A 20,941-nucleotide genomic window follows, 5' to 3' on the forward strand; every position below is an offset into this window, starting at 1 on the left:
CGGGGATGTCGGGGTCAGGCGGCGGCATTGTCAGCGGCCGCCGGGGTGCTGTGCGAAGCCGGCGTCGCGTTGTCGACAGGCGTTCTGCGGCTGCGCAGTGAACGCCAGGCCTCACCGACCGCCTGGCGCGCCAGGCCCAGCAGGCCGCGCAGCGTGAGCGGGTCGTAGGCGACCAGGCCGAAGCGCTCGCGACGGTGGCTCATCCAGGTTTTCTTGTAGGCGTCGTCGCCGATCAGGTAGTCGACTTCGGACACGCCGTCCCGGTCCAGCACGTGCTCCAGCAGCAAGGCCGTCACCAGCGTGCCGGGTGCGATGGCCTTGAAGGCCTCGTCATAGGCGACCTTGTAGATGTGAGCGCGTCGACCATGGACGATCCACAGCTGGGCAGCGATGGGCTGGTCGCCGATCCAGGCCACGCCCAGGCGCAGCCAGCCCCGCTGCGCGCACAAACGGACCAGCCCGGGAATGAATTCCGCGAAGGGCTCAGGCACTTTCCAACTGGCGCCATAGACGGCCTCGTAGGCGGCGATGCCCCGCTCCGCGTCGACCGGGTCGGAAATGATCTCCAGCCGCCCGGATTCGGCCGCCAAGCGCTTGGTCATGCGCTTGATCGTGCTGCGCAACTGCCCGCTACGCTGCTTCAGATATTGCTGCCAGTCGCCTTCGGCCTGGAGGTACCAGTTGCCAAAGGCGAAGTAGGCATGGGGTCGCAGACCGGCCAGGCGCAGTGCGTCGCGCAGCAGCGCGAACTCGTTCGAAGCCGGGTCAAGCGGCGCGAAGCGATAGGTCGGTATGCCCCGGTTGGCCGCTCGCAGCGCCAGCGTCAGAGGCAGCAGGTCCTCGGCCGCCAACCCGGCCGCAAGCACGGGTGAGTAGAGCGTCGTGTAGTAGTTGGCGAGAGCCGCCACTTCGCGGCCATTCGAGCCGTTCTGCGTGACCGTGGGTAGCACGGCAAGCACCTGGCCTTGCCGACGCAACACATAGATGCGCACCGTCGGGGTGTCCTTGAACACCGCGTCCACCAGCAGCTTGAACCAGTCGGCGCCGAACTCGACGTAGTCCCGCTCGCGCTCCTGCATCAGCGCCAGTGCGTCATCGGGTAGTTCGGCCGGATGGCTGAGGGTGTCGACCGTGGCGCCGCTGCGCTGGGCCATGGTGGCCGCGTCCATCCGGCGGCGCCTGCGGCGATGTGGCCAGCCGCGATTGCTTTGACGCAACAGCCCGAACAGCGTCCGCAGCCCGGCATGCCGGTAGACGCTGACATGGTTGATCCAGCGCTGTGAGGTCGACCAGGCCAGCAGGTCTGACTCGGCATTGGTGTAGAACTCGACGACGCCGCCCGGCGTGCGCGCGAAAAGATCTTCCAGCACACGCAGCAGCAGGATGCGCCCCGGTGCGAAACGCTCAAACGCCTCGTGGAAGGAGGTCTTCAGCATGACCACCATGCCGTCGCGCAGCAGGAGCATGCGCGAGGCAAGCAGGTCTTCGCCCAGCCACAGTTCATAGACCAGGGCCTCGCCGCGCACGGCAAACGCCTGCATCACCTCGTCGTAGAAGCGACCTTGAACGTTGTCGCTGCCCACGGCCGTGCCCTCACGGCCCTTCCAGCCACTGCTCTCGAGGGCTGCGTAGCGGACGACTGCATCGCCAACGTCCTCGGGAGCCGAAATGACCCTGAGTTGGGTCCCCCCGGGTTCGGCCTGCAGGCGCCGCAGATAGCGGCGCATGTTCTGGATCAGCTTGCGCGGTCGCTGGGCCCAGTAGTCATCAAAGCTGCCATGCAGGCTGACGCTCATCGTCAGCGCATGCGGCAGGCTCTGCAGCGGCAGTCCGCCCAGGTTGCGCAGATCACCGAAGCGAGGATCGTTGCAGAGCATATCCAGCTCACCCGCATAGCCGGGTAAGACGGCCAACAGGCCGCGCAGGCTCACGCCGGGCGAAACGAGGCTGGGGCCGATCTGAGCCTGGGCCGGAAGGAAACTCGCCCAGACGCCCAGCCCCGGCGCGTGCTGGCGAATCAGCAGCATGGCCACCGGCTTGCCGTCGCGAAGGGCCGTGGCAAGCCAGACGCCCCCTGGTCCGAAACAGCGCAGCAGCGAGTCGATGAAGTCGCTGTCCAGCATCACATGCCGACTCATCAACTGCTGATTGAGGCGATCCCACGAGGCCCGGTGCATGCCCAGCCCTTGATCCGGTGCCAGCTTGTCGAGCTGCCAATCCAGCGGGTCAGTCATTTGCGCCGCCCGATCAGGCGCCGGTACACCTCCGCATGCCTGGCGTAGCTCTCGCGCCACTGAAAGCGCTCGGCCCAGCGTCGCGCCTTCTGTGCCAGCTCGGCGCGGGCGTGTTCGGGCAGTTCGACGGCGGCTTCCAGTGCCGCCACCCAGGCGGCCAGGTCATCGGCAGGCACCACGGTAGACAGCGGTCCGATCAGTTCCTTCAGGCTGCCCAACGGGCTGAAGATGACCGGCACGCCGGCCGCCTGCGCTTCAACGGCGGGAAAGCCGAAACCCTCGTAAAGCGTCGGGTAGAGCACGGCTCGGGCGCCCTTGTACAGCGCCAGCAATTCGGCGTCAGAAAGGAATGGCGCGAACAGCACGCGATCCTTCAGCGCCGCCGGCACGGCGGCGGCCGCCTGCTCGGCGCCCTTGCTGCCAAAGCCGCAGGCCACGAGCTTGAGGCCTGGGTCGGACTGCGCCGCAAGCACTTCGAGCGCCCAGCCGAAGCGCTTGCGTGCCAGCGGCCCACCGAGGTAGACCGCATAGGGCGAACCGCCCAGGCCGGTCTGCATCACGGCCGGCAGCGGCGCGGTCCCGGCACTGAAATAGGCCGGGTCTATGCCATGCGGGATGACCGTGAGCTTGGGTGCCAGATCGGGCCAGCGGGCCAGGATGTCGTCGCGCGAGCAGTCGCTGATCGTGATCACGGCGGCTGCCTTGGCCAGCGCCGCGGGCATCAGCCGCTCCCAGTAGAAGCGCGACACCGCGTCGGGCGGGTATTCCTCCCACATCAGCGTATCGTGCAGCGTGATGACAGTGGGCAGCGGTTGCCACCACGTCATGGAACCTTCGGTGCAGTGCAGCACGTCCACGCCCTCGGCGCGGGCGCGGCGCGGCAGGCCCCACTGCTCCCACAGATGCAGGCGGTCGCCGCGCTGTTCGAACAGGTCCACCTTCAGCCTCGGGTGGGGCGGGTGGGTCAGCGGATGGCGGGCATCCTGGCCGAACAGCACCCAGCTCAGATCGGCTTCATCACGCGACTGGCCGAGCAGTTCATAGACGTAGCGGCCCATGCCGCGGATGTGCGGGGTGTTCAGGCAGCGCGCAACCAATCCGACCTTCAATCGCAATCCTCGATATCGCTGGGTGAACACCGCTGTCGACCCCGAAACGGGGGTGTCTCGGGCGGCGCGCAGTGTAGCCTCAGCCTCACCTGTGCCAGCCTGCGCCGCCCTGGGCGGGCACTAGAATCCGCCACCTTTCTGCGCCCTGTTTCGACACCGTCGAGCGGGCCGCCCAAACACAGGACACAAGATGAAGACAACTGGCTTGAGCAAGCGCATCCTGGTTACCGGAGGCGCCGGCTTTCTCGGCTCGCATCTGTGCGAGCGGCTGCTGGGCCAGGGCCACGACGTGCTGTGCGTGGACAACTACTTCACCGGCGCAAAGGCCAACATCGCCCATCTGCTGCCGAATCCGCACTTCGAGCTGATGCGTCACGACGTGACCTTCCCGCTCTACGTCGAGGTGGACGAGATCTACAACCTGGCCTGCCCCGCCTCGCCGGTGCACTACCAGTTTGACCCCGTCCAGACCACCAAGACCAGCGTGCATGGCGCCATCAACATGCTTGGCCTGGCCAAGCGCGTGAAGGCCAAGATCCTGCAGTCGTCGACCAGCGAGGTCTATGGCGACCCCAAGATCCATCCGCAGACCGAAGACTACTGGGGCCACGTCAACCCCATCGGCATCCGCTCCTGCTATGACGAAGGCAAGCGTTGCGCCGAAACCCTGTTTTTCGACTACCACCGCCAGCACCAGCTGCGCATCAAGGTGGCGCGCATCTTCAACACCTACGGCCCGCGCATGCACCCGAACGACGGCCGCGTCGTGTCCAACTTCATCGTGCAGGCCCTCAAGGGCCAGGACATCACGATCTACGGGGACGGCTCGCAGACCCGTTCCTTCTGCTACGTGGACGACCTGATCGAAGCCATGATCCGGCTGATGAACACGGGCGACGACTTCACCGGCCCGGTCAACATCGGCAACCCCGGCGAGTTCACGATGCTCCAACTGGCCCAGAAGGTCATCGCGCTGGTCGGCTCGGCATCCCAGATCGTGTACCGCCCCCTCCCCAGTGACGACCCGATGCAGCGCCAGCCCGACCTGACGCTGGCGCACGCCAAGCTCGGCGGATGGGCGCCTAGCACCCAGCTCGACGAAGGTCTGCGCCGCACCATCGAGTATTTCGACAAGAAGCTCTCCGCCAGCGCCGAGGAGGCCAAGGCTTGACCTCGGCCCGCCCGGAGCCCGTCCCGGGACTTGCCTCGGTCATCATCCCGGCCTACAACGCGGCGGCCTACGTCGCCGAGGCCATCGACAGCGTGCTGGCCCAGGACTATCCGGAGGTCGAGATCGTCGTCGTCAACGACGGCTCCAAGGACAACACCCTCGACGTGCTGCGCGGCTACGGTGATCGCATCCGCGTCATTGACCAAGCCAACGCCGGCCCGCCCAAGGCGCGCAATGCGGGGCTGGCTGCGGTGCGCGGAGAGTTCGTGGCCTTCCTGGACGCTGATGACATCTGGCTGCCCGGCAAGCTCGGCGCCCAGATCGCGCATCTGCGCGCCCACCCCGACGTCGGCACGGTCTTCACCCGCTGGCATGTGTGGCCGGCGGATGCCGACGGCGTCTTTCGCATCCCCGAGGTTTCGCCGGTGCCACGCCCAGGCGTGGGCGTGGTGGCCGACCGGTCGGGCTGGATGTACACGCGGCTGCTGCTGGAATGCCATCTGCTGACGACCACCGTGATGATGCGGGCCAGCCTGGTTCGCTCCCTGGGCGACTTCGACATCAACCTCTACAACGGGGATGACTACGACTACTGGCTGCGCGCCTCGCGTCTGGCCAAGGTCGACAAGCTGGACTGCATCGGCGCCTACTACCGTGTCGTGCAGGGTTCGGTTTCGCGCAAGGCGCGACCGGTGAACGACGAGCGTGTGGTCATCGAGCAGGCGCTGGGCCGCTGGGGCCTGACCGACCCGCTCGGTGGCGATGCGCTCGACGCGGGCGTCATGCGCCGCCACCTGGACCATCTCATCATCCAATACGGGTACGCCCACCTCGTGCTGGGCGATCCGGCCGTGGCGTTGTCCAACTATGTCGAAGTGCTGCGCCGGCGCCCCTGGGTCGTGAGCCTGTGGCCAGCCGCCGCCAAGGCGCTGAGCAGGCGACTGTCCGGCGCTTGAGCGCGGGTCAGGGCGCCGAAGCGGCTGCAGCGGCTGAGGCAGCGGGAGCTGGTTCTGAAGGCGGCTCGGCCCAGCGGCCGATCTTGCTCAGGCGGTCGCGCAGATCAGGCCGAGGAAAGCCCAGCGCCGCCGCCTTGTGGGCCTGCTCCAGTGCCCGGTCGTAGTTCTTCATGTCGAAGTACAGCATGCCGACGTTGAACTGGGTGAAGGGGCTGTCCGCTGCTGCCTGGCTCACATAGTCAAGCTGCTTGGTGGCGTCATCGCTCTTCCCGCCTTCGATCAGGAAGTTGGCGTACAGCAGTCGCACCACATGATCATCGGGCCGGAAGCGCAGCGCGCGCTCGTAGTAGCACTCGATGGTGTACACCGCGTCCTGGGATGGGTTGCGCTTCTGGCTTGCCACCAGGCGCTGCATCGTCAGCAGGGCCCGGTGGTGGTTGGGGAAGGCGCGCAAGGTGTAGCCGATGTCCCAACCAAAGGTGCCCGTCTTCGTCCGGGTCAGGGTCTCGACACCGCGCGTGAAGTGGGCGTTCTCGACCAGATCGCGCTGCTGCTTGTTCGCTCTCCGGTAGTCGAACGGGCCATAGACCGGGTTGGCGAGGTCGCCGCAGCCGGACTCGGCGTCGACCGAATCTGCCCGGGCGGCACTGAAAACGGCTGTCAGGCACAGGCAAAGTGCAAATAACGGCAGGCGACGTGAATTCGACATAGCGCGTGCGAAGGTTCTTATAGCGTGGCCAGCCAATTGTGCGTCTCGGCCTCGACGCGAGCGGCCTGGGTGAGGTCGGAGAAGGTGTGGTCTGCAGCCGCAAGGTCCACCCGCTTCAGCCGCCGTTCGTCCAGCAGCCCGGCCCAGGCTTGAGCGGTGGCGCAATGGCCGAGGAACTCCTTGGCAGTGTAGTCATCGCCGCTAAGGACCAGCAGCGCCGGTGCCTTGGCGTCGCGCAGGCCGGCAGCCATACGGTCCTGAAAGTTGCGCGTGTCGCTTGCCTTGCCAGCCCCGCGTGCCAGACGCAGATTGCGGGTCAAAGTGCGCAGCGCCCTCAGCCCCACACCGCCGCCGAGCAGCTTGCGCCAGAACTCGCCCTGGCGCACGCGCCGCCAGTAATAGTGCTTCACATGTGTCTGCGCCAGGCTGGCGGCCGAGCGCACCCAGGGGTTCAGCAGGGCGACACCGGCGACGCGCGGGTCGCGGGTCGAGTCGAGGTAGAGCAGGGCGGCCGAGGCGGCGTCGCACAGGCCCCAGAGCGCGACGCGCCTGAGCGTCGGGCGGGCGGCCAGCAGGGCGGTGATGGCGGCGGCGATGTCGGCATCGACGCCCAAAAAGTCGCGCACGTCGCCGCCGCTGTCGCCCATGCTGCGGTAGTCGAAACGCAGTGCCGCGAATCCGTTGCTGGCCAGGTGGCGGGCCAGCAACGTGAACTGCCGGTGGCTGCCGGCGCGGTACTGCGGGCCGCCGACGATGATGAGCACGCCGACCTCTGCGGGCGTTCCTTCGGACGGTTCGGCCAGGATGCCGACCAGCGGCTCGCCCTCACAGGCGAAGCTGAGTACCGATTCCTTCACGACAGCACCTCCAGGGTGCGGGCGATCAGTGCCGGCGCGAGTTCGATCTCGGCCGTGGCCCAGAAAGCAGGGCCTTGGACGATCTGCGAGCGTACGGTCCAGCCGGCGTCCTGCCAGGTCTTGATGGCCTGCTCGCTGACGGGCGTCAGCGTGGCGTCCTCGCGGCTGCTGACTTCCAGCCATTCGACGCGGCCCGGCACGCCCGTTGGCATGAGCTTGGCGGCTTCCAGGCCGAGGGCGAGCGTCGAACCCAGCCGGTAGCCGGCGATCTCGACCGACCGGCCGGCGGCCAGTTCGGTCTTCATCTGTTCCATCAGGCCCTTGCTGGCGCCGCTGGCCATCTCGGCGGCCAGCTTCAGGCGCAGGAACTGCTGCAGCGCCAGCTTGCCGCTGGTCATCGGCTGCCAGAAGAGGTGGTTGACCGGCCGGCCCCAGTCCGCTGTGGCCAGCAGGGCGCCGGCGCGCAGGCTCCAGAGCCACAGTGGCGCGTCGGGCGCCCGGGCGTCCAGCCAGCCAAGGCCCAGGCGCACGTCGGCCTGCCAGTCGGCCCAGCTCGCGTCGCCAAAGTCTGCCGATGAATCACCGCATCCGCGCAGGTCGATCTGCAGCACGGCGTGGCCGGCCCCCGCCAGCGCGCGGCAGGCCAGGGCGGCCATGCGGCGCGACTTGTTCATCTCTTCCGCGAACGGGTGCACATAGAGCAGCTTGCTGCGCGGCGTGCCAACCGGTGCGTGGAACAGGCACAGCCGCTGCTCGCCACCGCGGGCGGGCAGGAAGAAGACGTCGGGATGAGGGATCAACCGAGGCGGGCGGCGACGAAGTCCGCCAGCGAGCCCACGGTGGCAAAGGTGTCGCCGTCGATGTCGTCATCGTCGACGACCAGGCCGAGCTGTTCCTCCAGCCCGGTGATGAGGCTGACGACGGCCATCGAGTCCAGCTCGGGCAGGGCGCCGAGCAGGGCGGTGTCGCGGGTGAAGGTCTGGGCGCGGCCGCTCAGGCTCAGCACATCGTCGAGAAGCCTCAGCACATGGCCGAGCACCTGTTCTTTATCCATTCGGGGGCGTCCAAAAATTCAGCCGCGCAGTTTAGCCGGGCGCCCCCTTGGCTCCGGGGAGGCGACCCCTTGGCCCCGGGGTCGCGTGAGATACTTTTTTAACGGCTTCTTGCGCGTGAACCGTTGATGCGCCAGGGGTTGTCGGTCGCGTCCAGCCCCACGGCATGAACCAACGCACAAGAAGCCTGCTCACTCTCACCCGACCCGTGTCCATGCCCGAATCCACGTTGTTGAACGAGTTGGTGGCCGTTGCCGCCGAGCGCACGCCCGAGGCCCCGGCGCTGACCTACGGCGGCGTGACCTTGAGCTACGGCATGCTGGACGCGGCCGTGACCGCCTTCGCCAGCGGCCTGATGGCCCTGGGCCTGGCGCGCGGCGAGCGGGTTGCGATCTATCTGGAGAAGCGCTTCGAGACCGTCGTCGCCAGCTTCGGCGCACCGGCCGCGGGCGGCGTGTTCGTGCCGCTGAACCCGCTGCTCAAGCCCGAGCAGGTCGGCTTCATCGTTCGCGACTGTGACGTGCGGGTGCTGGTCACATCGCCCGAGCGCCTCAGCCAACTGGGCGACGTGCTGACCCAATGCCCGTCGCTGCGGCACATCGTGCTGACGCGGGGGACGGGCGACGCGCCGGTGCCCGTGCATGACTGGCTCGAACTGCTGGCCACGCCGACGCGTGCCGGCCACCGCGTCATCGACACCGACATGACGGCCATTCTCTACACGTCGGGCTCCACCGGCCGGCCCAAGGGCGTCGTGCTGTCCCACCGCAACATGGTGGCGGGTGGCAAGAGCGTGGCGAGCTACCTGGACAACCGCGCCAGCGACACGCTGCTGGCCGCGCTGCCGCTGTCCTTCGACGCCGGTTTCAGCCAGCTCACGACGGCCTTCCACAGCGGTGCGCGCGTCGTGCTGCTGAACTACCTGCTGCCCAAGGATGTACTCAAGGCCATGGAGCGCGAGAAGGTCACGGGCCTGACGGCCGTGCCGCCGCTCTACATCCAGCTGACCCAGCTTGAATGGCCGTCCGCCATCGATGCCAACCTGCGTTACTTCGCCAACACCGGCGGGCGCATGCCGCGCGCGACGCTGGACCTGCTGCGTGCCAAGGCGCCGTCGGCCAAGCCCTTCCTGATGTACGGCCTGACCGAGGCTTTCCGCTCGACCTACCTGCCGCCCGAGGAAGTCGACCGCCGGCCAGACTCCATCGGCAAAGCCATCCCGAACGCCGAGATCCTCGTGCTGCGCGAGGACGGCAGCGAATGCGCGCCGGATGAGCCGGGCGAGCTGGTGCATCGCGGCGCCCTCGTCGGCCTGGGCTACTGGAACGACGCCGAGAAGACGGCGGAGCGCTACAAACCGCTGCCGGTCGGTGTCGGTGGGCGCGAGGGCGGCCTGCAGCTGCCCGAGTTCGCCGTGTTCTCGGGCGACACCGTCAAGCGCGACGCCGAAGGCTTCCTCTACTTCGTCGGCCGCCGCGACGAGATGATGAAGACCTCGGGCTACCGGGTCAGCCCGACCGAGGTGGAGGAAGTCCTGTACGCCACCGGCCTGGTGGGCGAATGCGTGGCCTTTGGCGTCCATCACGACACCCTGGGCCAGGCCATCCAGGTGATCGCCACGCCGCCCGAAGGGGCTGCCGAGCTGGACCTGGCTGCGCTGACCGCTGCCTGCAAGGCGCGCATGCCGGCCTATATGGTTCCGCACGGTGTGGACGCCCGCACCGGTCCGCTGCCGCGCAACCCCAACGGCAAGATAGACCGCAAGACCCTGTCGACCGACTGGGTCGAACGCCAACCCACATGACCGACTCTCCGACTCCGAAGCGTGCCCTCGAACACGCGCCCGTGCTATTTCCCCGCGACGCGAACGGCGAGCTGCTGATCGGCGGTCAACGCCTGTCCGTGCTGGCGGAGCGCGTCGGTCAGACGCCGTTCTATGCCTATGACCGCGGGCTGCTGAAGGCGCGGGTTGCGGAGCTGCGTGCGGCGCTGCCCAAGGGCATCGAACTGCATTACGCGATGAAGGCCAACCCGATGCCGGCGCTCGTCGGGCTGATGGCCGGGCTGGTGGACGGCATCGACGTGGCCTCGGCCGGCGAGTTGCAGGTGGCGTTGAACTGCGGTGCCGACCCGCACGAGATCAGCTTTGCCGGCCCCGGCAAGCGCGACATCGAACTGGGCCAGGCGGTGGCGGCCGGCGTGCTCGTCAACGTCGAGTCGGCGCGCGAACTGGCGCCGCTGGCGCGTGCCTCGCAGCGCCTGGGCTTGCCGGCCCGGGTCGCTTTGCGCGTCAACCCGGACTTCGAGCTCAAGGGCTCCGGCATGCGCATGAGCGGCGGCCCCAAGCAGTTCGGCATCGACGCCGAGGCGCTGCCCGAGGTGCTGGCCGAGGTCGGTCGGCTGAGCGGCGACGGCATCGCTTTCGAAGGCTTCCATCTGTTTGCCGGCTCGCAGAACCTGAAGGCCGAGGCGATCTGCGAGGCGCAGCTCAAGAGCTACGAACTGGCCCTGCGCCTGGCCGAGGCGGCGCCGTCGCCAGTCAAATTCCTGAACCTGGGCGGCGGCTTCGGCATCCCCTACTTTCCGGGCGAGTCGCGCCTGGATCTCTCGTCCATCTCCGACAACCTCGCCGGCTTGCAGCAGCGCGCGCGGGCCGACCTGCCGCAGGCCAAGCTGGTCATCGAGCTGGGCCGTTATTTCGTCGGCGAGGCCGGCGTCTACGTCAGCCGCATCGTCGACCGCAAGGTGTCGCGCGGCCAGGTCTTCCTGGTGGCGGACGGCGGCTTGCATCACCACCTGTCGGCGTCCGGCAACTTCGGCCAGGTGCTGCGCAAGAACTACCCGGCCTCCGTCGAGCCTCAAGGCCGCAACGACGCGGCGACCGAGCCGGCCAGCGTCGTCGGCCCGCTGTGCACGCCGCTGGACCTGCTGGCCGACCGCATGGACATGGCCCGCGGCGAGATCGGCGACCTGGCGGTCGTCTACCAGAGTGGCGCCTATGGCCGCAGCGCCAGCCCCGAGGGCTTTCTGGGCCATCCGGCCTGCGTCGAGGTGCTGGTCTAAGCCTCGCTATCGACGGCGTCTTCCCACTCGCCGTTGCGCAGGATTTGGTGCGGCCTGAACGTGGCCTTGTAGGCCATCTTCGGGCTCTCCTCTATCCAGTAGCCCAGATAGAGATGGCTCAGGTTGAGCTCCCTGGCCTGCTGGATCTGCCACAGCACGCCGTAGGTGCCGAAGCTGCCTTCGATGTCCGGGTCGTAGAAGGTGTAGACCGCCGACAGGCCGTCGCTGAGGATGTCCAGGATGGACACCATGCGCAGCGGCCCGGGACCGGATTGGCCGTCGGGCACCGGTTCGCGGAACTCGACGAGGCGGGAGTTGATGCGCGACTGCAGCAGGAACTGCGTGTACTGGTCGACGCTGTCGTGGTCCATGCCGCCGCCCGAGTGCCTGCCGGCCTGGTAGCGCAGGTAGAGGGCGTAGTGCTCGGGCGAATAGCCCAGGCGCATGACCTTGGCCTGGAGGTGGCGGTGAGCCTTGAAGGCCCGTTTCTGGCTGCGGCTGGGCTGGAAACTGTTCACCGGCACGCGTAGCGCGATGCAGGCGCGGCACTGGTCGCAATAGGGGCGGTAGGTGAACAGCCCGCTGCGGCGAAAGCCGGCGGCGACGAGGTTGGAGTAGGCGTCGGCGTGGATCAGGTGGCTGGGCGTGGCGACCTGCGAGCGCGCCTGGCGGCCGGCCACGTAGCTGCACGGGTAGGCGGCCGTGGCATAGAACTGGATCTGCGCGAGCGGCAGTTCTTTGGGGTGAGTCACGTGGGAGCCCGGAAGCGGCGGTTGGACGCGCCCGAGCAGGCCGACAGCGGCCGCGCGGGCAAGGCGCAAAGCACAGCGATAGCTGGGACTATCGCGAGCATTTGCAACGCCGCCAGCGTGGTCGAGGGCGGCATGAGCGGGCGTGTAGCGCTGTCGCCGGCAGGCCGGCGTTGCTCGTGGGTCCAGGTCTCTGCACTCATCGGAGGTTCAAGCGAATGGCAAGCGGTCAACCGCCGTTTCCGGGCTTAAGTAGCCTTTGCCAGTAGGCCGGATGATAGGTCCACGACCCTGGGGCGGCTTCACCGACATGGGTGGCGAGATGGGCTTCGAACACGCTTCGCGGCACGTCGGCAGCGCCAAGCGAGGCCAGATGCCCGGTGTTCTGCTGGCAGTCGATCCAGGGGATGGCGAACTCCCGGCACAGGCAGATCAGCGCGCACAGGGCGATCTTCGAGGCGTCCGTGCGGCGCATGAACATCGACTCGCCGTAGAACATGCGGCCGAGGTTGACGCCGTAGAGCCCGCCCACCAGTTCGCCGTCCATCCAGGTCTCGACGCTGTGCATGGCCGGCCACGCCAGATAGGCGGCCTGCAGCTCGGGCACGATCCAGGTGCCGTTCTGGCCTTCGCGCGGCGTGCTGGCGCAGGCGTGCAGCACCGCAGCGCGGTCGTGGTCGATGCGGATCTCACAGCCGGGCGTCGCGGCAAAGTGCTGCACCGTCTTGCGCAGCGAGCGCGACAGCCTAAAGTTGGCCGTCTGCAAGACCATGCGCGGGTCGGGCGCCCACCACAGCGGCGGCTGGCCGGGGCCGTACCAGGGGAAGATGCCGCGCCGGTAGGCCGCTTCCAGGCGTTTGGCGGTCAGCGTGCCGCCGGCGGCCAGCAGGCCCGGCGCGTCGGTATCGGGGCCAAGCGCCTTGGCGCTGGGCGGGAAGGCCAGGGACGCTTCGTCGAGCCAGTCGATCATGAGCGACAACTTAACATGCCGCCCATGATCACCGTCTATGGCATCCCCAACTGCGACACCGTCAAGAAGGCCCGGGCCTGGCTGGCCGAACGGGCCCTGGAAGTCGCCTTCCATGACTTCAAGAAGCAGGGCGTGCCGGCCGAGCTGCTGCCGGCCTGGCTGGCGGCTTTCGGGCGCGACAAGCTCATCAACCGCGCCGGCACGACCTGGCGCAAGCTGGATGACGCGACCAAGGCCGGTGTCGTCGACGACGCCTCGGCCACCGCGCTGATGCTGGCCGAACCCAGCGTCATCAAGCGCCCCGTGGTGCGCTGGGCCGACGGCCACCTGACGCTCGGATTCGGTGCACATTCGTTCGAAGAGGGTGCGTTGAACGCACCAAGATAAGCCGTATGGATTGGTTTTGGTGCCAGGCGTGGCGATGCTGATGCATTAAAACCGGGCATTGAATTTGCTGTTTCGGTGCGATCCGGTTCGGCTTGGTGCGTGTCGCCCAGGTCTGGAGCCGGCACACGGAGACGGCGTTGGAGACTTCGATCAAGCAGGGCGCGGATGCGCTCTTCATTTTGTTGGGCGCCATCATGGTGCTGGCCATGCATGCGGGCTTTGCCTTCCTGGAACTGGGCACCGTGCGCAAGAAGAACCAGGTCAATGCCCTGGTCAAGATCCTGGTGGACTTTGCCGTGTCCACGCTGGCTTATTTCCTCGTCGGCTATCTGGTCGCCTACGGCACGCACTTCTTCATCGGCGCCGAGCAGCTGGCGCAGAAGAACGGCTACGAGCTGGTCAAGTTTTTCTTCCTGCTGACCTTCGCGGCGGCCATCCCGGCCATCGTGTCAGGCGGCATCGCCGAGCGCGCGCGCTTCGGCCCGCAGCTGTTCGCGACGTCGCTCATCGTCGGACTGGTGTACCCCGTCTTTGAAGGACTGGCCTGGAACCAGGGCCTGGGCGTCCAGGCCTGGTTGAAGGCGACCACCGGCGCCGAGTTCCATGACTTCGCCGGCAGCGTCGTCGTCCACGCCGTGGGCGGCTGGATCGGCCTGGCCGCCGTGCTGCTGCTCGGCCCGCGCCTGAACCGCTACCGCAAGGACGGCGCGATGAGCGCGCATCCGCCGTCCAGCATTCCCTTTCTCGCCCTGGGGGCCTGGGTGCTGACGGTGGGCTGGTTTGGCTTCAACGTGATGAGCGCGCAGACGCTGGACAAGCTGTCCGGCCTCGTCGCCGTCAACTCGCTGATGGCCATGGCCGGCGGCACGGTGGCAGCCGCACTGCTGGGCCGCAACGACCCGGGTTTTGCCTACAACGGGCCGCTGGCCGGCCTGGTGGCCGTCTGCGCAGGGTCGGACGTCATGCACCCGCTGGGCGCGCTGGTGACCGGCGTCATCGCCGGCTGGGTGTTCGTCAAGTTCTTCACCCTGACGCAGAACCGCTGGAAGATCGACGACGTGCTGGGCGTGTGGCCCCTGCACGGCCTGTGCGGCGCCTGGGGCGGCATTGCCTGCGGCGTCTTCGGGCAGAAGGCGCTGGGCGGCATCGGTGGCGTGTCCTTCGGCGCGCAGCTGATCGGCACGCTGGCCGGCGTGGCCTGGGCGCTGGCAGGAGGCTTCGTCGTCTACGGGTTGATCAAGCGCTTCGTCGGCCTGCGGCTGGATGCCGAGCAGGAGTTCGAGGGCGCCGACCTGTCCATCCACAAGATTGGCGCGACGCCCGACCGCGAGGCCAACTGGTAAGCTGGCCGCTCACCTTCCAAATGGCCCTTCGGGGCCTTTTTTCATCATGTTCACAGGCATCGTCCAGGGCGTCGCCCGAGTCGAATCGATCGACGCCCGCGCAGGGCTGCACACGCTGGCGCTGAAGCTGCCGGCTGGCTTCGACGAGGAACTGGCCATTGGTGCGAGCGTGTCCTGCGACGGTGTCTGCCTGACCGTCACCGAGCGGCCATCACCCGACGTGGTGCTGTTCGACGTGATGGGCCAGACGATGAGCCTGACGACGCTGGGCGGGCTGAAGGTGGGTTCGGGCCTGAACGTCGAGCGTGCGGCAAAAGACGGCGCCGAGATCGGTGGCCATCCGCTGTCCGGTCATGTCGACGTGTCGGCCCGCATCGCCGAGATCCGCCGCCCCGACAACAACCACGTCATCCGCTTCGCCGTGCCGGCGCCGTGGATGCGCTACGTCTTCGCCAAGGGCTATATCGGGGTCAACGGCTGCAGCCTGACCGTGGCCGAAGCGCAGCGCGAGCGCGACGGCTCGGGTTGGTTCGAGGTCTGGCTCATCCCCGAGACGCTGCGCATGACGACTTTCGGCGACAAGATCGTCGGCGACGCCATCCACATCGAGATCGACCGCAGCACGCAGGTCGTCGTCGACACGGTGCGCGACGCGCTGGACGAGAAGCTCGGGCCGCTGCTGCCGGTGCTGGAAGCCATTGCGCGGGAGCGCGGCATCGAGCTGACCCAACTGGCCTTGCCCAAATCTTGATGCGTTCTTGATGCGCCCCAGCTCGATCTTGTTGAGGCTTTGAGGCGCTGATTTCCAGAATCGCTTCCATTGCTATGGAGGTGTCATGGACATCATTTTTCTGGGTCTGGGCGCGGCACTCGCGCTGTTGACCGGGCTCGCGGCCTGGGGCTGCGACAAGCTGGGAGGGGCGAAGCCATGAGTGGCTTTGAACTCACTGCGGCTGTCTTCGTCGTCGCGCTGATCGGCTATCTCTTCTGGGCCTTGCTGTTCCCGGAGGACTTGTCATGAGCGCTTCCGCATGGGGCCAATTGATCGCCTTCCTGGCGGTGCTGCTCGTGCTGGCTTGGCCGCTGGCGCACTGGATTCACGCGGCGATGGAGGGTCAGGTCGGCTGGCTGCGCCGTGTCGAACGCGGCCTGCTGAAGGTCTCCGGCGTCAACCCCGACGGCGAGCAGGGCTGGCTGCGCTATGCGCTGGGCCTGCTGATGTTCAACGCGTTGGGCTTCGCGGCCGTGTATGCCTTGCAGCGCTTCCAGCACGTGCTGCCGCTCAACCCGCAAGGCCTGGTCGCCGTGTCGCCCGACTCGGCCTTCAACACCGCCATCAGCTTCGTCACCAACACCAACTGGCAGGGCTATGGCGGCGAGACGACGATGAGCCACTTGACGCAGATGCTCGCGCTGACGGTGCAGAACTTCCTGTCCGCCGCCACCGGCATCGCGGTGGTGATGGCCTTGCTGCGCGGCCTGTCGCGTCACAGCGCCGCCACGGTCGGCAACATCTGGGCCGACCTGACGCGCGCCACGCTGTGGGTGCTGCTGCCGCTGTCCTTCGTGTTTGCCCTGGCGATGGCCAGCATGGGTGTCGTGCAGACGCTGGCGGCCAACCAGCCGGTCACGACGCTCGAAGGCGCGTCCCAGACGCTCTCCCTCGGCCCGGTGGCGTCCCAGCTGGCCATCAAGATGCTGGGCACCAACGGCGGTGGCTTCTTCAACGCCAACTCGGCGCATCCGTTTGAGAACCCGAGCGCCGTGACCAACGCGTTGCAGATGCTGGCCATCTTCCTGATCCCGGCGGCGCTGTGCTTCGTCATGGGCCGGCAGGTGGGCGACATGCGCCAGGGCTGGGCGGTGCTGGGCGCCATGACGGCGATGTTCATCGTCGCTGTCGTCATCGCGATACCCGCCGAGCAGGCCGGCAACCCGCTGCTCAGGCCGCTCGGCGTGGATGCACTGGCCAGCGCCACGCAGGCCGGCGGCAACATGGAAGGCAAGGAGGTGCGCTTCGGCATCAACGCCTCGTCGCTGTTCGCCGTCATCACCACCGCCGCCAGTTGCGGCGCGGTGAACGCGATGCACGACAGCTTCACGCCGCTCGGCGGCGCGGTGCCGATGGTGATGATGCAGCTCGGCGAGGTCGTCTTCGGCGGCGTCGGCGCAGGCCTGTACGGCATGCTGGTGTTCGCCATCCTGGCCGTGTTCGTGGCCGGCCTGATGATCGGCCGCACGCCCGAATACCTCGGCAAGAAGATCGCGGCGCACGAGATGAAGATGGTCTCTCTGGCCATCCTGCTGACACCGCTGGCGGTGCTCGTCGGCACGGCCATCGCCGTCGTCGCCGAGCCCGGCAAGGCCGGCATCGCGGCGCCAGGCGCGCATGGCTTCAGCGAGGTGCTGTATGCGCTGTCCTCGGCCGGCAACAACAACGGCAGCGCCTTCGCTGGCCTGTCGGCCAACACGCCCTTCTACAACCTGCTGCTGGGCGTCGTGATGTGGATCGGCCGCTTTGGCGTCATCGTGCCGGTGCTGGCGATGGCCGGCTCATTCGCGGCCAAGAAGCGCCTGGCCGCCGGGGAGGGCACGCTGCCAACCCACGGCCCGTTGTTCGTCGCCTTGCTGATCGGCGTGGTGCTGCTCGTCGGTCTTCTGAACTACGTGCCCGCCTTGGCCCTCGGCCCTGTGGTTGAGCACCTCATCCTCTGGAGCAAGTCATGAGCCGCGCTGGCTCTTCCCTCCTGGACACCAAGCTGGGCCGGCGGGCCTTGAGCGAGTCGTTCCGCAAGCTGGACCCGCGCACGCAGTTGCGCAACCCGGTGATGTTTGTCGTCTACCTGGGCAGCCTGCTGACGACGGCGTTGTCGGTCGCCCAGCCGAACAGCTTCGTCGTGGCCGTGACCACGTGGCTGTGGTTCACCGTGCTGTTCGCCAACTTCGCCGAGGCGCTGGCCGAGGGCCGCAGCAAGGCGCAAGCCGCGTCGTTGCGCGGCTTGAAGAAGGAGACGTGGGCCAAGGTCGCCGAGGGCTGGAAGTCCGGTGTCGCCCGTGAGGCCGTGAAATGGCATCCGCGCGAGGCCGGCACGTTGCGCAAGGGCGAAGTCGTGCTGATCGTGGCAGGCGACATCGTGCCGGCGGATGCCGAAGTGGTCGACGGCGTTGCTTCGGTCGACGAGAGCGCGATCACCGGCGAGTCCGCCCCCGTCATCCGCGAGAGCGGCGGCGACTTTTCGGCGCTGACCGGCGGCACGCGCGTGCTGTCCGACTGGGTCGTGGCCCGCGTGGCCGTCAACCCGGGCGAGACCTTTGTCGACCGCATGATCGCCATGGTCGAGAACGCCAAGCGCAAGAAGACGCCCAACGAGGTCGCGCTGACCATCCTGCTGGTGGCGTTGACGCTGGTGTTCCTGGGCGTCTGCGCCACGCTGCTGCCGTTCTCGCAGTTCAGCGTCGCGGCGGCCGGCTCGGGCGAGCCTGTCAGCCTGGTGGTGCTGGTCGCGCTGCTGGTCTGCCTGATCCCGACCACCATCGCGGGCCTGCTGTCGGCCGTCGGCGTGGCGGGCATGAGCCGCATGCTGCAGGCCAATGTCATCGCCACCTCGGGCCGCGCGGTGGAGGCTGCGGGCGACGTGGATGTGCTGCTGCTGGACAAGACAGGCACCATCACGCTGGGCAACCGCCAGGCCGACGCCTTCTGGCCGCTGGACGGCGTGAGCGAGGCGCAGCTGGCCAATGCGGCACGGCTCGCCTCGCTGGCCGACGAGACGCCCGAAGGCCGCAGCATCGTCGCGCTGGCCGACCGCAAATTCGGTGCGGCTGCGGTGAGCGAGCGCGGCGAGTTTGTGCCCTTCACGGCGCAGATGCGCATGAGCGGCGTGGACCTGGGCGCGCGCCTGATCCGCAAGGGCGCCGGCAGTGCGGTGCGTGCCCACGTCGAGGCGCTGGGTGGCCGCTGGCCCGCCCATGTGCAGGCCAGCGTGGACGAGGCCGCGCGTCGTGGCAGCACGCCGCTGGTCGTCGCCGACGGCGTGCAGATCCTCGGCGTCGTCGAGTTGAAGGACATCGTCAAGCCCGGCATCAAGGAACGTTTCACTCAGCTGCGCCGCATGGGCATCAAGACCGTCATGGTCACCGGCGACAACCGGCTGACGGCGGCCGCGATTGCCGCCGAAGCAGGCGTGGACGACTTCCTCGCCGAAGCGACGCCCGAGGCCAAGCTGGCATTGATCCGAGAGCACCAGTCGCAAGGCCGGCTGGTGGCCATGACCGGCGACGGCACCAACGATGCGCCTGCCCTCGCGCAGGCCGACGTGGCCGTGGCGATGAACACCGGCACCCAGGCGGCGAAGGAGGCCGGGAACATGGTCGACCTCGACAGCAACCCGACCAAGCTCATCGAGATTGTCGAGACGGGCAAGCAGATGCTGATGACGCGCGGGTCGCTGACGACTTTCAGCATCGCCAACGACCTGGCCAAGTATTTCGCCGTGCTACCGGCGGCCTTCGTGTCGACCTATCCGCAGCTGGCTGCGCTCAATGTCATGCACCTGGCCAGCCCCGACTCGGCCATTCTCAGCGCCGTCATCTTCAACGCGCTGATCATCGTCGTGCTGATCCCGCTGGCGCTCAAGGGCGTGGCCTACCGCGCCATCGGCGCCGCAGCACTCCTGCGCCGCAACCTGCTCGTTTACGGCCTGGGCGGCGTCATCGCGCCCTTCATCGGCATCAAGGCTATCGACCTCCTCATCTCCGGCTTCTTCGCATGAACACCCAACTCCGCCCCGCGCTGACCCTCTTCCTGCTGCTCAGCGTCATCACCGGCCTGGCCTACCCGCTGGCCGTCACGGGCATCGCGCAGGCGCTGTTCCCGCATGCGGCCAACGGCAGCCTGGTCGGGGCCAACGGCAGGCCCGTGGGCTCCGAGCTGATCGGCCAGGCCTTCAGCGACCCCGGCAACTTCTGGAGCCGCCCGTCGGCCACCGCGCCCGCGCCCTACAACGCGGCCAATTCCGGCGGCTCCAACCTCGCGCCCACGGCGCCGGCCCTGGTCGCTGCGGTCAAGATGCGCATCGAGGCCTTGCGTGCCGCCGACCCCGGCAACTTGGCGCCGGTGCCGGTCGACCTCGTCACGGCGTCGGCCAGCGGCCTGGACCCGCACATCAGCCGCGCCGCAGCGGACTACCAGGTCGTTCGCGTCGCCCATGTGCGGAGCCTGCCGGTGGCAATGGTGAGGGGGCTGGTGGACGAGCACACCGAGACGCGCCGACTCGGCTTTCTCGGCGAGCCACGCGTCAATGTCCTCGACCTCAACCTCGCGCTGGCGCATGCGACGATGACCAGAAGATGACACGGAGCGGAGCGACATGCTGATCAACAGTGCCGTTTACGAGGATGGCCGCATCGTTGCGGAGCCGGGGCTGGAGGGCATTTCCGACGCACTGGCTGCGCGGGCGGGCTTTGTCTGGATTGCGCTGCGCGACCCGAGCGACGACGAGCTGACGTTGCTTCAGCGGGAGCTGAACCTGCCGCCGCTTGCGGTGGAGGATGCCCGCAAGGGCCACCAGCGACCCAAGGTGGAGGAGTACGGCGACATGCTGTTCGCCGCCATGCACCTGCTCGAAGCCGGACCCGACGGGCTGGAGGTCGGCGAGGTGCATGTCTTCGTCGGGCCGCGCTTCGTCGTTTCGGTGCGGCACAACAGCCAGCAGGGCTTCCTCGGCGTGCGCGGGCGGGCAGAGCGCGAGCCGCACCTGCTGCGCCAGGGCCCCGGCTTCGTCTTCTACGCACTGATGGACGCCGTCGTCGACCGTTACTTCCCACTCATCGACAGTGTCGAGGCCGAGCTGGAACAGCTTGAGGCCACCATGTTCCAGCCCCGCCAGGACCGCCAGGCGGTCGTTCAGCGCCTGTTCGCCCAGAAGCAGCGCCTGGCCACGCTGCGCCATGCCGTCACGCCGCTGCTGGAGGTGACGTCCAAGCTGCACGGCGGCCGCGTGCCCATGGTGTGCACGGCGCTGCAGGACTATTTCCGCGACGTGTACGACCACCTCGTGCGCATTCAGGCCAGCATCGACGCCGCGCGGGAAACCATCATTGCGGCCACGCAGGTCAACCTCACGCTGGTCACGGTGGACGAATCCCTCGTCACCAAGCGCCTGGCCGCCTGGGCCGCCATCTTTGCCGCGTCTACCGCGCTGGCGGGCATCTGGGGCATGAACTTCGAGAAGATGCCCGAGCTGAAATGGGCCTTCGGCTACCCGATGGCGCTCGGCACGATCGCTCTCGTCAGCGGCGCGCTGTACTGGCGCTTCAAGCGCCTCGGCTGGTTGTGAGCT

20 protein-coding genes are annotated in these 20,941 nt (G+C 67.8%); 12 read left to right on the top strand and 8 right to left on the bottom strand.

Annotation, left to right across the window (positions count from 1 at the left end):
• Positions 1 to 14: 14 nt before the first annotated feature.
• A complete protein-coding gene (locus tag AC0IZJ_RS00860) occupies positions 15 to 2,234 on the bottom strand; it encodes a GNAT family N-acetyltransferase (RefSeq protein ID WP_471845675.1) in 2,220 nt (739 codons plus the stop codon).
• Positions 2,231 to 3,343 (bottom strand): glycosyltransferase family 4 protein, encoded by a 1,113-nt coding sequence (locus tag AC0IZJ_RS00865; RefSeq protein ID WP_471845677.1) that lies wholly within the window; start codon positions 3,341 to 3,343, stop codon positions 2,231 to 2,233. Before AC0IZJ_RS00865 ends, AC0IZJ_RS00860 begins: the two co-directional genes overlap by 4 nt.
• Positions 3,344 to 3,533: 190 nt before the next feature.
• Between AC0IZJ_RS00865 and AC0IZJ_RS00870 the strand changes: the two genes are divergently transcribed.
• Complete coding sequence (locus AC0IZJ_RS00870) at positions 3,534 to 4,514, top strand: UDP-glucuronic acid decarboxylase family protein (RefSeq protein WP_471845679.1); 981 nt, start codon at positions 3,534 to 3,536, stop codon at positions 4,512 to 4,514.
• Positions 4,511 to 5,470, top strand: a complete 960-nt coding sequence (locus tag AC0IZJ_RS00875; RefSeq protein ID WP_471845681.1) for a glycosyltransferase — start codon at positions 4,511 to 4,513, stop codon at positions 5,468 to 5,470. Before AC0IZJ_RS00870 ends, AC0IZJ_RS00875 begins: the two co-directional genes overlap by 4 nt.
• A 7-nt stretch (positions 5,471 to 5,477) precedes the next feature.
• Here the strand turns inward: AC0IZJ_RS00875 and AC0IZJ_RS00880 are convergent, their stop codons facing one another.
• From AC0IZJ_RS00880 to AC0IZJ_RS00895, 4 genes are read right to left on the bottom strand one after another with little or no spacing between them, the layout of a single operon-like run.
• Complete coding sequence (locus AC0IZJ_RS00880) at positions 5,478 to 6,179, bottom strand: ABC transporter permease (RefSeq protein ID WP_471845683.1); 702 nt, start codon at positions 6,177 to 6,179, stop codon at positions 5,478 to 5,480.
• A gap of 17 nt (positions 6,180 to 6,196) precedes the next feature.
• Positions 6,197 to 7,036 (bottom strand): hydrolase 1, exosortase A system-associated, encoded by an 840-nt coding sequence (locus AC0IZJ_RS00885; RefSeq protein ID WP_471845685.1) that lies wholly within the window; start codon positions 7,034 to 7,036, stop codon positions 6,197 to 6,199.
• Positions 7,033 to 7,836: a hydrolase 2, exosortase A system-associated gene (locus tag AC0IZJ_RS00890; protein WP_471845687.1), complete on the bottom strand. Its 804-nt coding sequence runs from the start codon at positions 7,834 to 7,836 to the stop codon at positions 7,033 to 7,035. The genes AC0IZJ_RS00885 and AC0IZJ_RS00890 overlap by 4 nt, the downstream gene beginning before the upstream one ends.
• A complete protein-coding gene (locus AC0IZJ_RS00895) occupies positions 7,833 to 8,090 on the bottom strand; it encodes an acyl carrier protein (RefSeq protein ID WP_471845689.1) in 258 nt (85 codons plus the stop codon). The genes AC0IZJ_RS00890 and AC0IZJ_RS00895 overlap by 4 nt, the downstream gene beginning before the upstream one ends.
• A 164-nt stretch (positions 8,091 to 8,254) precedes the next feature.
• Between AC0IZJ_RS00895 and AC0IZJ_RS00900 the strand changes: the two genes are divergently transcribed.
• On the top strand, positions 8,255 to 9,892 hold the full coding sequence (locus AC0IZJ_RS00900) for an acyl-CoA ligase (AMP-forming), exosortase A system-associated (RefSeq protein WP_471845691.1): 1,638 nt from the start codon (positions 8,255 to 8,257) through the stop codon (positions 9,890 to 9,892).
• The gene (locus AC0IZJ_RS00905) at positions 9,889 to 11,151 is read left to right on the top strand and encodes a pyridoxal-dependent decarboxylase, exosortase A system-associated (protein WP_471845693.1); all 1,263 of its coding nucleotides are present in this window, start codon (positions 9,889 to 9,891) and stop codon (positions 11,149 to 11,151) included. Before AC0IZJ_RS00900 ends, AC0IZJ_RS00905 begins: the two co-directional genes overlap by 4 nt.
• Here the strand turns inward: AC0IZJ_RS00905 and AC0IZJ_RS00910 are convergent.
• Positions 11,148 to 11,903 (bottom strand): arginyltransferase, encoded by a 756-nt coding sequence (locus AC0IZJ_RS00910; protein ID WP_471845695.1) that lies wholly within the window; start codon positions 11,901 to 11,903, stop codon positions 11,148 to 11,150. The genes AC0IZJ_RS00905 and AC0IZJ_RS00910 overlap by 4 nt on opposite strands.
• A gap of 226 nt (positions 11,904 to 12,129) precedes the next feature.
• Positions 12,130 to 12,870 (bottom strand): leucyl/phenylalanyl-tRNA--protein transferase, encoded by a 741-nt coding sequence (locus AC0IZJ_RS00915; RefSeq protein WP_471845697.1) that lies wholly within the window; start codon positions 12,868 to 12,870, stop codon positions 12,130 to 12,132.
• 15 nt (positions 12,871 to 12,885) lie between these two features.
• Between AC0IZJ_RS00915 and AC0IZJ_RS00920 the strand changes: the two genes are divergently transcribed.
• The 8 genes from AC0IZJ_RS00920 (at position 12,886) to AC0IZJ_RS00955 (ending at position 20,938) form a co-directional block, all read left to right on the top strand.
• Positions 12,886 to 13,257: an ArsC family reductase gene (locus AC0IZJ_RS00920; RefSeq protein ID WP_471845699.1), complete on the top strand. Its 372-nt coding sequence runs from the start codon at positions 12,886 to 12,888 to the stop codon at positions 13,255 to 13,257.
• Between the two features lie 137 nt (positions 13,258 to 13,394).
• Positions 13,395 to 14,600: an ammonium transporter gene (locus AC0IZJ_RS00925; RefSeq protein WP_471845701.1), complete on the top strand. Its 1,206-nt coding sequence runs from the start codon at positions 13,395 to 13,397 to the stop codon at positions 14,598 to 14,600.
• Between the two features lie 46 nt (positions 14,601 to 14,646).
• Positions 14,647 to 15,351: a riboflavin synthase subunit alpha gene (locus AC0IZJ_RS00930; RefSeq protein ID WP_471845703.1), complete on the top strand. Its 705-nt coding sequence runs from the start codon at positions 14,647 to 14,649 to the stop codon at positions 15,349 to 15,351.
• 177 nt (positions 15,352 to 15,528) lie between these two features.
• Positions 15,529 to 15,621 carry a potassium-transporting ATPase subunit F gene (locus tag AC0IZJ_RS00935; protein ID WP_471845705.1) on the top strand — a complete coding sequence of 31 codons (93 nt, stop codon included), beginning with the start codon at positions 15,529 to 15,531 and terminating at the stop codon, positions 15,619 to 15,621.
• Positions 15,618 to 17,327, top strand: coding sequence for a potassium-transporting ATPase subunit KdpA (gene kdpA, locus AC0IZJ_RS00940; RefSeq protein WP_471845707.1), 1,710 nt, complete (start codon positions 15,618 to 15,620; stop codon positions 17,325 to 17,327). Before AC0IZJ_RS00935 ends, kdpA begins: the two co-directional genes overlap by 4 nt.
• Complete coding sequence (gene kdpB / locus AC0IZJ_RS00945) at positions 17,324 to 19,372, top strand: potassium-transporting ATPase subunit KdpB (protein WP_471845709.1); 2,049 nt, start codon at positions 17,324 to 17,326, stop codon at positions 19,370 to 19,372. Before kdpA ends, kdpB begins: the two co-directional genes overlap by 4 nt.
• Positions 19,369 to 19,953 carry a potassium-transporting ATPase subunit KdpC gene (gene kdpC / locus AC0IZJ_RS00950; protein ID WP_471845711.1) on the top strand — a complete coding sequence of 195 codons (585 nt, stop codon included), beginning with the start codon at positions 19,369 to 19,371 and terminating at the stop codon, positions 19,951 to 19,953. The genes kdpB and kdpC overlap by 4 nt, the downstream gene beginning before the upstream one ends.
• A 16-nt stretch (positions 19,954 to 19,969) precedes the next feature.
• On the top strand, positions 19,970 to 20,938 hold the full coding sequence (locus tag AC0IZJ_RS00955; RefSeq protein ID WP_471845713.1) for a magnesium and cobalt transport protein CorA: 969 nt from the start codon (positions 19,970 to 19,972) through the stop codon (positions 20,936 to 20,938).
• The last annotated feature ends 3 nt before the right edge of the window (positions 20,939 to 20,941 follow it).

It is taken from the genome of Roseateles sp. AC306, from assembly GCF_979253795.1.